This is a genomic window from Chryseobacterium potabilaquae (genome assembly GCF_902728265.1).
GTDB classification, from domain to species: domain Bacteria; phylum Bacteroidota; class Bacteroidia; order Flavobacteriales; family Weeksellaceae; genus Chryseobacterium; species Chryseobacterium potabilaquae.
In genome coordinates, this window is record NZ_CACVBR010000002.1 from 147,855 (window position 1) to 162,918 (window position 15,064).

At 30.4% G+C, this 15,064-nt stretch carries 15 protein-coding genes; 10 read left to right on the plus strand and 5 right to left on the minus strand.

Translation table 11 applies throughout. The features are described from left to right. Positions 1-130: 130 nt before the first annotated feature. From CHRY9293_RS01955 to CHRY9293_RS01985, 7 genes are all read left to right on the plus strand, one after another. Positions 131-2,152, plus strand: coding sequence for a M3 family metallopeptidase (locus tag CHRY9293_RS01955; RefSeq protein WP_162031362.1), 2,022 nt, complete (start codon positions 131-133; stop codon positions 2,150-2,152). A gap of 298 nt (positions 2,153-2,450) precedes the next feature. Then, positions 2,451-3,563: a serine hydrolase domain-containing protein gene (locus tag CHRY9293_RS01960; protein ID WP_162031363.1), complete on the plus strand. Its 1,113-nt coding sequence runs from the start codon at positions 2,451-2,453 to the stop codon at positions 3,561-3,563. A gap of 233 nt (positions 3,564-3,796) precedes the next feature. After that, a complete protein-coding gene (locus CHRY9293_RS01965) occupies positions 3,797-4,426 on the plus strand; it encodes a hypothetical protein (RefSeq protein ID WP_162031364.1) in 630 nt (209 codons plus the stop codon). A 228-nt stretch (positions 4,427-4,654) separates the two neighbouring features. After that, positions 4,655-7,030, plus strand: coding sequence for an outer membrane beta-barrel family protein (locus CHRY9293_RS01970; protein WP_162031365.1), 2,376 nt, complete (start codon positions 4,655-4,657; stop codon positions 7,028-7,030). Between the two features lie 79 nt (positions 7,031-7,109). Beyond that, positions 7,110-7,925, plus strand: a complete 816-nt coding sequence (locus tag CHRY9293_RS01975; protein WP_162031366.1) for a helix-turn-helix domain-containing protein — start codon at positions 7,110-7,112, stop codon at positions 7,923-7,925. 84 nt (positions 7,926-8,009) lie between these two features. After that, on the plus strand, positions 8,010-8,591 hold the full coding sequence (locus CHRY9293_RS01980; RefSeq protein WP_162031367.1) for an NAD(P)H-dependent oxidoreductase: 582 nt from the start codon (positions 8,010-8,012) through the stop codon (positions 8,589-8,591). 169 nt (positions 8,592-8,760) lie between these two features. Continuing rightward, entirely contained in the window at positions 8,761-9,198 is a 438-nt protein-coding gene (locus CHRY9293_RS01985; protein ID WP_162031368.1) for a GNAT family N-acetyltransferase, read from the plus strand. Positions 9,199-9,412: 214 nt separating this feature from the next. Here CHRY9293_RS01985 and CHRY9293_RS01990 read toward each other — a convergent pair whose 3' ends face one another. Both CHRY9293_RS01990 and panD read right to left on the minus strand, forming a co-directional pair. After that, complete coding sequence (locus CHRY9293_RS01990) at positions 9,413-10,441, minus strand: lysylphosphatidylglycerol synthase transmembrane domain-containing protein (protein ID WP_162031369.1); 1,029 nt, start codon at positions 10,439-10,441, stop codon at positions 9,413-9,415. Positions 10,442-10,444: 3 nt separating this feature from the next. After that, positions 10,445-10,795: an aspartate 1-decarboxylase gene (panD, locus tag CHRY9293_RS01995; protein WP_027379879.1), complete on the minus strand. Its 351-nt coding sequence runs from the start codon at positions 10,793-10,795 to the stop codon at positions 10,445-10,447. 399 nt (positions 10,796-11,194) lie between these two features. On the opposite strand from panD, the gene CHRY9293_RS02000 reads away from it, so the two are divergent. Continuing rightward, the gene (locus CHRY9293_RS02000; RefSeq protein ID WP_122546378.1) at positions 11,195-11,485 is read left to right on the plus strand and encodes an HU family DNA-binding protein; all 291 of its coding nucleotides are present in this window, start codon (positions 11,195-11,197) and stop codon (positions 11,483-11,485) included. Between the two features lie 117 nt (positions 11,486-11,602). Here the strand turns inward: CHRY9293_RS02000 and pdxH are convergent, their stop codons facing one another. After that, positions 11,603-12,244 (minus strand): pyridoxamine 5'-phosphate oxidase, encoded by a 642-nt coding sequence (gene pdxH / locus CHRY9293_RS02005; protein WP_162031370.1) that lies wholly within the window; start codon positions 12,242-12,244, stop codon positions 11,603-11,605. Positions 12,245-12,269: 25 nt separating this feature from the next. On the opposite strand from pdxH, the gene CHRY9293_RS02010 reads away from it, so the two are divergent. Both CHRY9293_RS02010 and CHRY9293_RS02015 read left to right on the plus strand, forming a co-directional pair. Continuing rightward, positions 12,270-12,818: a YqgE/AlgH family protein gene (locus CHRY9293_RS02010; protein WP_122546376.1), complete on the plus strand. Its 549-nt coding sequence runs from the start codon at positions 12,270-12,272 to the stop codon at positions 12,816-12,818. Between the two features lie 125 nt (positions 12,819-12,943). Beyond that, positions 12,944-13,525: an N-acetylmuramoyl-L-alanine amidase family protein gene (locus tag CHRY9293_RS02015; RefSeq protein WP_162031371.1), complete on the plus strand. Its 582-nt coding sequence runs from the start codon at positions 12,944-12,946 to the stop codon at positions 13,523-13,525. A gap of 84 nt (positions 13,526-13,609) precedes the next feature. Here the strand turns inward: CHRY9293_RS02015 and CHRY9293_RS02020 are convergent, their stop codons facing one another. Next, entirely contained in the window at positions 13,610-14,416 is an 807-nt protein-coding gene (locus CHRY9293_RS02020; protein ID WP_162031372.1) for an aminotransferase class IV, read from the minus strand. Positions 14,417-14,493: 77 nt separating this feature from the next. Then, the gene (locus tag CHRY9293_RS02025; protein WP_122546373.1) at positions 14,494-14,880 is read right to left on the minus strand and encodes an START-like domain-containing protein; all 387 of its coding nucleotides are present in this window, start codon (positions 14,878-14,880) and stop codon (positions 14,494-14,496) included. Between the last annotated feature and the right edge of the window lie 184 nt (positions 14,881-15,064).

Below are 15,064 nucleotides of genomic sequence, written 5' to 3' on the forward strand. Positions count from 1 at the left end.
GCTTTACATATGACAAGATTATTAAAGATAGACATTTTTGGCAGAACTTCCTATTCGGGCATTATTTTTGAGATTACAACCGACAGATCCCTATGATTAATTACATTTACAATAATTAAAAGAACAAAAAATGAATATTTTAACAGAGAATTTTAATACCCCATATCATTCAGCACCATTCAATATCATTAAAAATGAAGATTTTCTTCCCGCTTTTAAAGAGTTAATCAAAAAATCCGAAGAAGAAATTGAGTCTATTGTCAATAACTCTGAAGCACCCACTTTTGAAAATGTAATTGAAATTTTAGCCTATTCCGGTGAACAACTTGATATGGTATCTCATATTTTTTTCAATTTAAACTCTGCAGAAACCAATGACGAATTACAACAAATTGCACAAGAAGTTTCTCCTATTTTAACTGAATATTCATCAAAAATTTCTCAAAATGAAGCTTTATTTAATAAAATTAAAAAAGTATATGATGAAAAAGAGAAATACAATTACAATGAAGAGCAGCAAATGCTACTGAATGAAACCTACAAAGGCTTTGTAAGAAGTGGCGCTCTATTAAACGAAAAAGACAAAGAGACATTAAAGAAAATCAGTATGGATTTATCTGTAAAGTCTCTTCAATTCGGACAAAATGTACTAGCTTCTACCAACGCATATTTCAAACATATTACCCATAAAGATGATTTGGCAGGAATTCCAAATGCTATTCTTGAGCAATATGCGGAAGAAGCCAAAGAAAGAAATCTTGAAGGATGGGTAGTAACATTACAATACCCTAGTTATATTCCTTTTATGACCTATGCTGAAAACCGTGAACTGAGAAAAGAAATGGCTTTAGCAAATGGAAAAAAATCTTTTAGCGGTGATGAGTTTGACAATCAAAATCTGATCAAAGAACTTCTCCAACTAAAGCAGCAAAAAGCAGCATTATTAGGCTATAAAGATTATGCTCATTACGTCTTAGAAGAAAGAATGGCAAAATCTCCGACAAAAGTTTTAGACTTTTTAAATGAACTTTTAATAAAAGCAAAGCCCTATGCTAATAAAGAAATTGATGAATTAAAAGCTTTAGCTAAAATTGATGGAATTGAAACAATGCAAATCTATGATCATGCATTCTATGCTGAAAAGCTACGTAAAGCGAAATTTGATTTGAATGATGAAGAATTGAAACCATACTTTCCTCTACATCAAGTTCAAGAGGCTGTTTTCGGATTAGCGAATGAACTTTTTGGATTGACATTTGAAGAAAGAAACGATATTTCAAAATACCATGAAGATGTAAAAGTGTATGAAGTAAAAGAAAATGGTGAATATAAATCTCTTCTGTACGTTGACTATTTTCCAAGAAAAGGCAAAAGAGCCGGAGCTTGGATGACAAGCTACAAAAATCAATATAAAAGAGAGGGGATCAATTCTCGTCCTCATATTTCTATTGTTTGTAATTTCAGTAAGCCGACAAAGGATACTACTCCTAGTCTATTAACCTTTCAAGAAGTAACGACATTATTTCACGAATTTGGTCATGCAATTCATGGGATGCTCGCCAACACCCAATATCCAAGTCTTTCAGGGACTTCTGTGAAATGGGATTTTGTAGAACTTCCTTCTCAATTTTTAGAAAACTTTTGTTACGAACCTGAATTTTTAAGAACTTTTGCTAAACATTATATAACAAGTGAAATTCTTCCAGATGATAAAATTGAAAAAATAGAGCAGTCTAAAAACTTTATGGAAGGTTATCAGACATTAAGACAGTTAGGTTTTGGAATTTTAGATATGAACTACCATACAAAAGGAGAAGACCTAGAAAAATTAAGTATAAAAGAGTTTGAAGATAAGTATACCTCTGTAACACAACTTTATCCTGTAAATCAAGAGACGGCAATGAGCCCGAGTTTCTCCCATATTTTCCAGGGCGGTTATTCTGCAGGATATTATTCTTATAAATGGGCGGAAGTTCTCGACGCAGATGCTTTCCAATATTTTAAAGAAAATGGAATTTTCAATTCTGAAATTGCAGCCAAGTACAAAATCCTTCTTTCCTCAGGTGGAACAAAAGATCCCATGGAATTATATAAAAACTTTCGAGGCAGCGAACCTAAAGTAGAAAGCCTATTAAAAAGGGCTTTTGGATAAAATCATAAAGAGCTTTTGATAATTTGTCAAAAGCTTTTTTATTTTTCATCTATAAATCAATTAAAAAATACTCTTTATTGCTGTTTTATTTACAATCATTGAAATTAAAATCTTATTAAAATTTTTACTTTTCTTTCTTATACATAGCTAATTATCGTGTTTTTTTTCTAAATTGAACAATCTAAAAAGTTATTGGCCGGGTAGGTTTTAAAACTGAACTTTATTTCTTCTTTTTAATCTCCCCTTGTCAAAACTTTTTTATACAATCTTAATTAAAAAAAACACACAACTATCAGAAATGAAAAAACTAAAAAAAATTAATTTTCTTGCCTTTGCATTATTAGTACTTACCACACTAACCTCCTGTAAAGTTGGAAGATTTATTGTTTACAACTTTGCCGATATTAAAGATTATGAAAAATTTCCGGCAAGAAAAATTGAAACCGGACCTACTAAATTCCATTTCTCTACTACCACAAAAGGAAAAGTTCCAGAAGAACTTACCGTAAAAGATAAAAAATATCCGTTTGAGAAATATTTAGCTGATCATAAAACAGTCGCTTTTATGATTATTCAAAATGATACTATTCAATACGAAAGATATTGGCAAAAGTATAATGAAGCATCGATTGTACCGTCTTTTTCAATGGCCAAATCAATTACTTCAATTTTGATTGGATGTGCAATTGATGACAAGTTAATTAAATCTGTAAACGAACCCATCACAAACTACATTCCTGAACTTAAAAAAAGTGGTTTTGATAAGGTTACTATAGAACATGTATTGCAAATGACTTCCGGAATCAAATTTAATGAAGGGTATAAAAATCCTTTTGGGGATGTGGCCACTTTCTATTATGGAACCAATTTAAGAAAAGCAGTAAGCAAAATGACCTTAAAGGTTGAACCAGGGAAACAATTTGAATATGTGAGTGGAAATACCCAACTTTTAGGAATGGTTTTAGCGAAAGCATTAAAAGATAAGACCGTATCATCTTATTTAGAAGAAAAAATTTGGAAGCCTTTAGGTATGGAATTCGACGCTAGCTGGAGCCTAGACAGAAAGAAAGACGGTATGGAAAAAACATTCTGCTGCGTCAATGCAAGAGCAAGGGATTTTGCTAAAATAGGAAGACTTTACCTAAACAAAGGAAAATGGGAAGGAAAACAAATTGTTTCCGAAGATTGGGTAACTCAATCCACAAAAATTGACACTTCAAATGGAAGCGCTTGGTATTATCAATATCAATGGTGGCTTCCTACAAAAACCGGAGACTTTATGGCTAAAGGAATTTTAGGACAATACATTTATGTTAATCCCAAAAAAAATCTGATTATCGTAAGACTTGGAAAAAGCAAGGATAAAGTAGATTGGCCAGAGCTCTTAGCCAATTTAGGACAAACCTATTAAAATAAAAAAATCGCATATCTCACCATATGCGATTTTTATTTTGTAAAGAATCTAGAAAAAATACTCTTTTGAAAAAAATACATGCTCTATATTTCTTGTAACATCAGAAAAATAAATTTCACACAAAATCCCCAATAAAAATAAATTAAACATAAATATATATTGTGTTCATTTTTTATTTACCTTAGTCCATAATATTGCTTATTATTTTTAATAAAAAAAATTATAAGACCATGGCCGAAGAACTCTATTTTATAAAAACAAATCCGATTATTGCCAAAATTAATTTGTACAATAAGCTTTGCCGTGAAGAAAAAAATATTACCGCCTTTTTGGATGATGATAAAATAACGAGTCTTGAAATTATTAAAAACAAGGTAAAGGATTCAGAGATTGAAAAGCTTACAAAAGAAGAGCTTCTTCACATTTTTTCTTGGTTTAATAGCGAATACCCATCTGATAATGATGAAATGAAAACCCAACTTTTCATCAATGGGATTGACCTTTTTTATGAAATCCCTTCCTTAAGTCATATAAAAAATTTTCAACAAATTCTTTCCGATTACGAGAACCTTTCTGAAGAAAAAATTAAATATATTTTAAATTCAGATACTTTCAACCAGTTTATTATTTATGGGATTTTCTTTACTGGCATGATCCAAAAAGAGAAAAAAGGCAATGAACAGATTCTCTCTGATTTTCTTAAACCCGATCATAAAAGTTTATATTCGATGGCCGAATCACAATTCAATTCTCAAAGTCCCAGTCTTGAAGTCGATGATATTATTTTTCAAAACTTTACTGATCTGTATGATCTTACCAAATTTTATAAAGGCAAAATTATTCAACTTCACGATCATTAATACATTTTCCACAAGATCATCTTTTCTTTTTTTTAAAGGAAAATTATATTTCATGATTTTTAGAATATTATCATAACTCCCTTTATATACTCCTCTCATTTTTAACGTATCCATAACTTCCTTATAACCAATTGAGGAAGACACCCAATATTGATTAAATAAAAAAAATTACCAAAATTATGTAACATCTCTTAACAATGAATTGTCTAATGAGTAAATACTAATACTATGGATCGAAAAATTATTTTTGTTTTGAGTCTCATTTCCTCATCTTTTATATACGCACAAAGCATTGAGGGAATTGTTACAGACAGAGATAATAAGCCGGCAGTAGAAACCGAAATTCTTCTCACCAAGAATGACGGGAAATTTTCGGCTATTACTGATGAAAAAGGAATGTTTAAAATTCAGTTAAAAGAAAATGGGGAGTACCTTCTTGAAATTATTAAAGACGGAATAAAAGGCAATAGCGAAAAAATAGCTGTAAAAGGCAATATAAAAAAAGACCTTAAAATAAGTGAACAGCCAATCACCAAAGATCAAAATATAGAAGGAGTAACGGTTACTGTAAAGAAAAAGCTTTTTGAAAGAAAAGTTGATAGACTTGTTTTTAATGTAGAAAATTCTGTTGCATCTCAAGGAATTGATGTGGTAGAAGCACTCGCAAAAACGCCGATGGTCCGTGCAACAGATGATGCCATAAGCATTGCCGGCAAAAGCAATGTGGGTATCATGGTCAATGATAGACTTCTTAATCTTTCCGGCCAAGAACTTATTAATTATTTGAAAACATTACGTTCCGATGATGTTGCCAAAATAGAAGTCATTACTACTCCACCTGCAAAATATGAGGCGGAAGGAAAAAGTGGACTTATTAATATTATCCTAAAGAAAAACACCAATAAAGGATGGAATGCCTCTCTTCAAACTTCAGGAAGTTATTATTGGAATAGACCCACTGTATCAACCAGAAGTGGTGCAGGATTCAATTATCAAGGGGATAAACTGTCTCTTTCAGTTAATTTATCCGCCGGTGATAACTTTTGGGAGAATAGATCTTACAATTACCTCACCGGAATTAATGGAAATACTAACTATTGGAATACGGATACAAACAACTCAAACAACTATAAATATAAGGGCGGAAATGTAAAAGGAGAATATAAGATCAACGATAAAAATCTTATTGGAATTAACTACAATTACTCCTACAGTAATCCTACTGAAAAAGGCGAAAGCAATTCAGCCATCTTTAATGAAGACGGTCTCATGGATGTTGCTTCCAATTATACAAACAAAAACAAAAGAAATGTTCATAATGCCACTGCATTTTATGATCTAAAATTAGATTCATTAGGAAATAAACTAAGTATCTCTGCCAATCTAATGCTAAATGATTCTAATGCAAGAAACTTTTATAATACCATTACATCAAATACCATTTCCACATTTGCAAACCCTATCAGTAATTACAAAATATATTCAGGGCAAGCCGATCTTGAAAAAACATTCGGTAAAATAAAAACAGAATCGGGTATAAAATATACTAAAATCAAAAATAACTCTGAATTTAATTTCTTCAATATTGAAGATAATCAGTTTATCTTGAATACAGACCGTACCAATACTTTTTTCTACAACGAAGAAAATTATGCTGCTTACGTTTCTACTAATTTTAAAATTAATGAAAAATGGGACGCTAAAGCAGGTCTACGTTATGAATACACTACACTAGAAGGAATTTCCATGAATGATGATACTTCCGCAAAAATCAAGTATGGAAAACTTTTCCCTACCGCCTATATAAGTTACAAAGCTAATGATAACAATACATTTTCATTAAATTACTCCAGAAGGATTACACGCCCTTATTTTGGTAATTTAAATCCATTCAAGTTTTATACCTCCGAATTTGAATACAGTACTGGAAACCCTTATTTGTTACCTTCTTTTTCCGATAACTTTGAGTTTGGATATGTATTAAAAAATAACTTTAATGTTACTTTATATTACAATTATAACAAAGATAATTGGGATCGAATTCAAGTGATAGAAGGAAATCTAAAATACAGTATCGTAAAAAACTTTTACAATGAGAACCAAGCAGGAATTAATATAAGTTATAATTATAATAAACTAAAATGGTTAGAATCTAATATTTTCGTGAATGGTTTTTATGCTAAATCCAACTCATATGCACCTGAAGCAGTTGCTGCACCTGCCGGGTACGGAGCCAACTTTAATCTTGATAATAATTTCTTTCTAAACAAAGACAAAACCGTTACCTTAATGTTAGGTTTATGGAGTAGCATTCCCAATAGAAGCGGAAATACCTACTTCAATGGAAATGCTTCTTTTTATACCGGAATGAAACTGAGTCTATTGAATAAAAATCTCATGATCAATCTTTATATGAATGATTTTTTAAATATTAACCGCTCAAAAGGGACAGAATATTATCCTAATTACAATGTTGAATATTATTATAAAGGTATTACCAGAAATATGTACCTATCCGTAACGTACAAGTTCGGAAATAATAATATAAAAGGAGCAACCAAACAAGTGAAATTTGAGGAATCCAACAGAGCAGGTGGACAATAATAAAAAAGAAAACAGCAATTTTAATTGTTGTTTTCTTTTTTTATTTAACTTCGATAGAGCAACTTTTTTAAATCAACCCATGGAGATATCATCAGAGTATAACCAAACTAGGATTGCAGTTCCTATAGAATTTGAAAATGTATTTACTCATTTCTACTTTGCTGAAAATAATTCAGACAAAGCAATCATTAAAACACTTCTACCCACTTATCAGACGATTCTATTATTCTGCTTTGGAGAAAGTGCTTATTTGACAACTAAAGAAAAAAACATTTTGAAAGTTGATAAATGCATTGTTTTCGGCCCCATTAGACAGTCTTTTGAATACACTTTACCCTCCAAAACATCTATTCTTGTTGCCAATTTTAAAGATGACGCTTTTTACCGTTTTTTTGGAAAAATTCACCAAAATACGATGATGAATGCTGATGATTTACTTGCGGAAAATTGCTTCACCACATTATGGAAAGAAATTTCTACAATCACTCCCCCAGAAAAACAGGTAGATCATATTCTTTCATTTTGCTTACCCTATCTAAAGAAGCAAAATGCTACAAGTCTACTACTAAGTCAATTTAAAAATAAAAATAAAAACCCAATCAAAACCATTGCTGAGCAAACCAATCAAAGTGAAAGAAACATCCAGCTTAAACACAAAGCACAATTTGGCTATTCTTCCAAAGAAATTAACCGTTATAACCGTTTTTTACATGCCATAAAAACCATCGAAAAGGAAATTGAAAACAAACATACAATTGAATGGTTTCACATTATCGATGAATGTAATTATTATGACCAGAGCCAACTCATTCATGATTTCAAATATTTCATAGGTATTTCCCCCTCTCAATATCTCAAATTTCAAGAAGATATTTGTAACCCAAGATCCGAATAATCTAAATAGACATTTCGTTTTCTTACAATTTTTATAAAACCCTCTCCTCTATCTTTGTCTTATAAATTTAAAAACAGTAAAAAAATGAGACACTTAATTATCTATGCGCACCCAAATGAAAACAGTTTAAATCATCATTTATTACAAACTGTTATTGAAAGTCTTCAATCCGAAGGTCATGAAATCGAAATAAGAGACCTGAATCAAATTAATTTCAACCCTGTTCTTTCTTTACAGGATATGCAGGAACAAAGGTTAGGAAAAGTTGCTGAGGATATCACCATAGAGCAAGACTTTATTTCTTGGGCTGAACATATTACCTTTATTTATCCAATATGGTGGACAGGAATGCCGGCTATTATGAAAGGCTATATTGATAGAGTTTTCAGCTACGGATTTGCTTACCGATATGATCAGGGAATTCAAAAAGGTTTATTAAAAGAAAAACAAACTGTTATTATCAATACACATGGAAAATCTCATGAAGAGTATGCAAGTTTAGGAATGGATAAAGCACTCTCTCTTACCTCAGACAAAGGCATTTTCTCCTATTGTGGACTTGAGATCACCCAACATCTATTTTTTGATAAAGCTGATAAAGCAACATCCGAACAAATTGAAATATGGAAAGATCAAATCAAAAATACATATCTACAGCTAGTTTAAAGTACATGTTAAATATATAAATCTTCCTTCAACCATTATGATTACAAATGTAGTATATAATAAAAAATCTGGACTATATTATCCAGATTTTTCAATAAAAATATTAATTAAAAGAAAATAGGTCTAAAAATTGAACTGTAATAACCAGCCATATACTTCCACAAACAGCATGAATTTAAAATTAGAATACAAAAAAGCAACAAAAAATGATGTAGATTTTCTCCTCAAACTAAGAATGAAAACGATGAATGAACATTATAACAATGCCAATCTTCCCACCTCAAGAGAAGCTACCCTTCAAAGAGTATTATATAATTATGACAAAGCGAATATTATTATATTAAATGATAAACCTATCGGTTTATTAAAAATAGATTATAGTAAAGATAAAATTGAGATCCTACAATTACAAATCGATCCGAATCAACAAGGAAAAGGAATTGGTAAAACAATCTTAAGTAAAATACTTGAGGAAGCCGTATCAATACAAAAACCAGCTATTTTAAGTGTATTAAAAGTGAATCAAGCTCAAGATCTTTATATAAATTTAGGCTTTAAAATTGTTGATGAAAATGAACATTCTTACATTATGGAATTTTCAAAATAATAAAACATGAATTTTTAACCCACTTATTTATTCATAAACTTGAGTTATTTCCTATTTTTTTAAAACTCTACTCTATGTATATATACATTTCATCAAACTTTTAATGTCTAATGTTCTTCCTGTTTACTAAAGCGTACTTTTCATCACCTGAGACTACAAAAAAAAATCTGTTCATAAAGAACAGATTTATATTATTACAATAATAATGATTATTTTAACCGTTAATCTCTTGATGAGCAACTAATTTATTCCTGGCTTTTGCTAGCATCGGAATTGATATTAAGCCCATAATAAGCATAATAACAATTTGTAAAGGGAGAGATATAAAAGAATAAGTCAATCCCATTTCTGCACCCAACTCACCACTCTTTCCCATTGAAATAAACAATGCCATAAAGCCATACTTTAATGCTAAATTATAAGCTCCTATCCCTCCACTTGCAGGAATAATCATACCTAATGTTCCTACTACAATGATAAAAAAACCGTCAGCAAAGGAAAAATTAGAAGTTTCAGGAAGCGCAAAGCACACTAAATAAGCCGCAAAATAATAAGAGATCCAAATGGCAGCAGTATAAAGAATAAATTTAAATTTTTCTTTTAATTTAATAATAGACATCAAGCCTTGAAAAATACCATCTATAAAGCCCACGATCTTCCCTAAAAAAGGAACATGTACAAACTTATTTTTGAATATAAAAAAAAGAGCTCCACCTGTTATTAATATCAAAAAAACAATACTAATTTTAAGGGGATTTACCTGAATTCCTGAATTTGTATAGAACGATAAAATAGCTTCATACTTAAACACCAATGTTAATCCTAAAAAGATAAACATACAAATCAGATCTACTATCCTTTCTAAAATAATGGTTCCAAAAGATTTATCCACCGGAATTTTTTCAACTCCATACAAAGCAGTAGCTCTTGCTACTTCGCCACTTCGTGGAATGGTTAAATTCATTAAATACCCAAAAGAGATAGACCAAAGTGCATTGGAATTAGAAATATGATATCCCATAGGCTCCAACATAAGATTCCAACGAATAGCGCGAAACCAATAGGCTAATCCTCCAAAAAATGCTGCACCAAGCACCCACAGATAATTAGCTTTAGTAAGAGCCTGCTGTATGATTTTGAAATCTAATCCTTTTAAGGCCAACCATAAGAAAAAGGCGGCAAAAGCAAGCGAAATTACTATTGTGAGAATTGGTTTTAAAGAATTGGTTATTTTTTTCTCCATCGATTATGTAAGAAGGTTTGTTTTTTCATCAGGAAAAACAATTTTTGGCTGGAATGTTTTTGCTTCTTCAGGAGTCATTTGTGCATATGCAATGATGATGATGATATCATCTTTCTGTACTTTCCTGGCCGCCGGTCCATTTAAACAGACCTCACCTGATTTTCTTTTCCCTTTAATTACATAAGTATCAAAGCGCTCACCATTATTCACATTAACAATATAAACTCTTTCTCCTACTACCAATCCAGCAGCTTCAATAAGATCTTCATCGATGGTTATACTTCCTATATAATTAAGGTCGGAAGCAGTAACTCTTACCCTATGAATTTTAGACTTAAAAACTTCTATTAACATGGTGCAAATTTATTAATAAAAATTCATAAAATAAGCGTTCAAAGTTATTTTAAAACCACCACATATACAGCAGGTTAATTTTATTATACACACTAATTTCGAATATTAGTTATAGAATTTACAATTATAACATAAAAACAATTAATACTTTTTATAAAATTTAGGATTTAATAAATACAAGAAACAATTTTGCTTTTTTGCTAAAGTCAATAAACATAAGCATTTGGCATGATTTTAGTACCGTGTAACGCAGATTTTTCGTAAAAAGTTGAATTATCATATTTTGATCTTTTTCACGCAAAATCAAAAAAATTATGCATTTTTTAATAAAAAAATTGCACATTTATAAAATAGTATTATATTTGCTATAATTACGAACTAACTTTAATATTAAAAATTATGAACAAGTCTGAATTAATCGACGCAATTGCAAAAGACGCAGGGATCACTAAAGTTTCAGCAAAAGCAGCTTTAGAATCATTCATTTCGAATGTTACTTCTACTCTTAAGAAAAAAGAGGGAAAAGTTTCTTTAGTAGGATTTGGTACATTCTCAGTTGCTGAAAGAGCAGCTAGACAAGGAATCAATCCAGCTACTAAAAAACCGATTAAAATTGCTGCTAAAAAAGTTGCTAAATTTAAAGCTGGGGCAGATCTTGCCAATGCAGTTTCTGGAGCAAAGAAAAAATAATCATCAGATTATAAGAAACATAAAACCTCATCATTTGATGAGGTTTTTTCATATTATATTTATTCCAATAGAATAGGTACTTTATTATGTATTCGTTACCAAATTATTTAAAATAAATTAAGGCGCTAACCGAGAAACAATCCAATCCAATTCATTCAAAGTATATACAATTCTATCATGAAGCCGATTAGGCCGTCCTTGCCAAAATTCTACTTCATAGGGCTTTGCGAGATATCCACCCCAATTTTCAGGTCTAGGAATTTCGTCATTTTGATATTGCTTTTCTAATTCTAATAATTTGTCTTCTAAAAATTCCCTATTAGGAATCACCTGACTTTGTGGAGATACCACTGCTCCCAACTGACTTCCTTTAGGTCTTGAATGAAAATAACCATCACTTAGATTTTCGGAAATCCTACTTAGATTGGTTTTAATGATAACCTGCCGCTCCAAACTTGGCCAGAAAAAATGTAGACATGCTTTATGATTTTTTTCAATTGCTTTCCCTTTTTTACTATCATAGTTGGTATAAAAAATAAATCCTTCATATGTATAAGCTTTGAGAAGAACCATTCTCGTTCGAGGACATCCATCATCTTCTACTGTTGAAATAGCCATTGCATTGGCTTCGGAAATATTTGGACTTTCGGAAGCCTCTAAAAACCAATCTCTGAATTGTTCAATTGGATTTTGTTTTATCTCACTTTCAATAAGTTGAGATTTCTCATACACTTTTCTTTTATCATGCAGGTTTTCCATAAATAATTTTTTATTAAATTTGAGTATGAATTACTCATACAAAGGTAAAATATTAATTTCCACACCTGATATTTCCGGCGATATTTTTTCTAGATCGGTAGTTTTAGTTATTGAACATAACGAAAAAGGTGCTTTTGGTTTAATATTGAACAAAAGAAATAAACAAATGAGTAATAAATTCAAAGATTTTTTTGAATTTAAAATTGAAGTATATGACGGAGGGCCAATAGAAAATGATAAAGTTTTCTTTATCGTAAAAGGCAAAAAGGTTACTGAAAATTACACTGAAATTACTGACGAATTTTACTTAACAGAAGATATAGAAAATATTATAAGTAACATCCTAAGTGGTGAACTCACCATTAATCAAGTCAAAATTTTTTCTGGATATTCCGGATGGTCATCCATGCAATTAGATAATGAAATACAAAGAAAACTTTGGACAGTCGTTGATGTATATAATTTAGATTATACTTTACCTAACGATCAAACACTTTGGAAATCAATTATGCAAAATCTGGGAGGCGAATATCTACTCTGGGCCAATTCTCCTGAAGATATTTCTTTAAATTGAATATTTTGATTAATAAAATTCAAATAACAACAAAAATAGTTATAAACAATTAACAAAAATTAGGATTGAATTAACTAATTTTTAGGAAATAATTTACGTTATTTGATGAATCAAAATCATTAAAAATGAAAGAAATTAAACTATTAGCATTAGCTTTTTTCTCAGTAGCATTTTTATCTTTCACCCCCACTAAAAAAGAATATATTATTATAGATGCAGGTCATGGTGGAAATGATTTGGGTGCTAGCTTTAATGGCATTTCGGAAAAAGAAATTGTATTAAATATAGCAAAGCAGATCAAGGAAATTAATAAGAGCCAAGAAAAGTACGAAATCCTTCTTACAAGAAATGACGATGAGTATACAACTCTTGTGAATAGAACTGATAAAATTAATGAACTAAATCCTGCTATGGTTATTTCTCTTCATATTAATCGTACCACTGAAAAGGAAACCACAAAACAGGGCCAAGAAATCTTTGTTCAAGACAATGAAAAGTCAAAGAAAATTGCTGAACAAATTATTAAAAAGTTTGGAACTTGCCCTATTACCACAGGCAATCTCCATATTCTAAAAGAATCCAAATCTCCTACCGTACTAGTTGAGTTAGGATACATAAACAATCAAAAAGATAGGGATTATTTAACAAATAAAGATGGGCAAAAAGAAATAGCTCAAAAATTTGTTGATCTTTTCAACGAAAACTAATAAAAAAAACAAATTCTGTTTTATTCAGAATAAAACCCGGTAAAGGACTTTTGCAGTTTTGTTGTTTACCGGGTTTGCCAATTTCTAGAAACTATCCTTCCAATTTTGTACCATTTCTGAAAAACGGGAATTAGTAAACGTTTTATTTCTTATCTTTCCTACAGAAAATACACCTTTCTCATCAGAAATTAATAAAATCTCTTCAGCTTTCTGAGATTCGAATGCAATAATTTCATTTTCTTGAATATCTATAATGTTACCTTTATGCAAAAAAGTAACAAAATTTTCCATTAATGGAGAAATGTAAGCTCCCTCAGATTGTTTAGGAATTTTTATGGTATCCTTTTCTAAAAAAAGAAGATTACCCATTGTAGAACGTGCTATTCTTTTATTGGGGTTAAGCAAAATTACATCATCTAAATCATTTTCCTGAGCATAAATTTTGCCATAAATATTTTCTGGGCAATGAACCCGGATATTACTTAATAGATTATTATTTACATTTATTTCCTTAATAAGATCTAGCTCTAAAAACCTTGAAGGAATACTCAATATATCTTCTATTTCTTCAACTTCATAATAATAATCTACTGAGGATCTCGCTAACATCGACTCATCGGAGTTTCTAAAAACCTGAAAATGAACAATTCCGTTTTTCACTCCTCTTTCCTCAATAATTTCTCGTTGAAAAAGACCCTGAAAAAACTCTAACGTATACGTTAAAGGAATATTCATTCTCATTTTTCTCATAGAAGCCATTAAAAAGAAATAGCATTCCTCATCCATAATAAGTGACGCATTTCTTATAAAGAAAGAAACCTTTATAGCATCTCCAAAGAAAAACGCTCTATTACTATTTAATTTATCCGATGTATAATATTGATTTTCCAATTTTAAATATCATTTATTTATAAAAAAATAATGAACGATAAATCGTTCATCAGTTTCTATCTTCAGTACAGCATAGATTAAGCAGCACCTAATTTTATTCTAAGGTTTTCAATAAGGTTTTCCCAATACATTGCGTTTTCACTTTCGTCTCCTTCTTCACAGAAATCTGTAATATTCAAAGATAAATCTTCCGTAATATCATCTATTACTATAGTCATTTCAAAAAAGTGTTTTGTCCCTTCATCTTCCTCCCATCTAAAACGCACGAAACCTTCAGGCTTATATCTAATTAAAGTAGCTTTTTCAGCAGGACCTCCTCCCCAACTGAAAAAGAAATCATCACCTTTCTCTATTACATCATCCGCAAACCATTCAGACAATCCCTCCGCAGTTGCCAGATATTCGTAGAGAATCTCTGATAAACAGTGCATTGGAAATTCGTAATGGACTTTATGTTTCGCCATATAATCTTTGTTTTTAACGTCCCGCAATATATAAATTAATTTTTTTATTACACAAAAATGTATTTATTTTTTTATACGATCTGCATGATATTTATCAGAGTCTTTTAAATCACCATATCATTAAAAATTTCGTCCAAATACTATATATAACATATAAAAATTCTTTCATATTTTGAATAATTTT

Coding starts and splice junctions, on each gene's coding strand:
- panD (WP_027379879.1), bottom strand. CDS start 10,795: ATGTTAATAGAAGTTTTTAAGTCTAAAATTCATAGGGTAAGAGTTACT.
- CHRY9293_RS01955 (WP_162031362.1), top strand. CDS start 131: ATGAATATTTTAACAGAGAATTTTAATACCCCATATCATTCAGCACCA.
- CHRY9293_RS02025 (WP_122546373.1), bottom strand. CDS start 14,880: ATGGCGAAACATAAAGTCCATTACGAATTTCCAATGCACTGTTTATCA.
- CHRY9293_RS01985 (WP_162031368.1), top strand. CDS start 8,761: ATGAATTTAAAATTAGAATACAAAAAAGCAACAAAAAATGATGTAGAT.
- CHRY9293_RS01960 (WP_162031363.1), top strand. CDS start 2,451: ATGAAAAAACTAAAAAAAATTAATTTTCTTGCCTTTGCATTATTAGTA.
- CHRY9293_RS01975 (WP_162031366.1), top strand. CDS start 7,110: ATGGAGATATCATCAGAGTATAACCAAACTAGGATTGCAGTTCCTATA.
- pdxH (WP_162031370.1), bottom strand. CDS start 12,244: ATGGAAAACCTGCATGATAAAAGAAAAGTGTATGAGAAATCTCAACTT.
- CHRY9293_RS01990 (WP_162031369.1), bottom strand. CDS start 10,441: ATGGAGAAAAAAATAACCAATTCTTTAAAACCAATTCTCACAATAGTA.
- CHRY9293_RS01980 (WP_162031367.1), top strand. CDS start 8,010: ATGAGACACTTAATTATCTATGCGCACCCAAATGAAAACAGTTTAAAT.
- CHRY9293_RS01970 (WP_162031365.1), top strand. CDS start 4,655: ATGGATCGAAAAATTATTTTTGTTTTGAGTCTCATTTCCTCATCTTTT.
- CHRY9293_RS01965 (WP_162031364.1), top strand. CDS start 3,797: ATGGCCGAAGAACTCTATTTTATAAAAACAAATCCGATTATTGCCAAA.
- CHRY9293_RS02010 (WP_122546376.1), top strand. CDS start 12,270: ATGAATTACTCATACAAAGGTAAAATATTAATTTCCACACCTGATATT.
- CHRY9293_RS02015 (WP_162031371.1), top strand. CDS start 12,944: ATGAAAGAAATTAAACTATTAGCATTAGCTTTTTTCTCAGTAGCATTT.
- CHRY9293_RS02000 (WP_122546378.1), top strand. CDS start 11,195: ATGAACAAGTCTGAATTAATCGACGCAATTGCAAAAGACGCAGGGATC.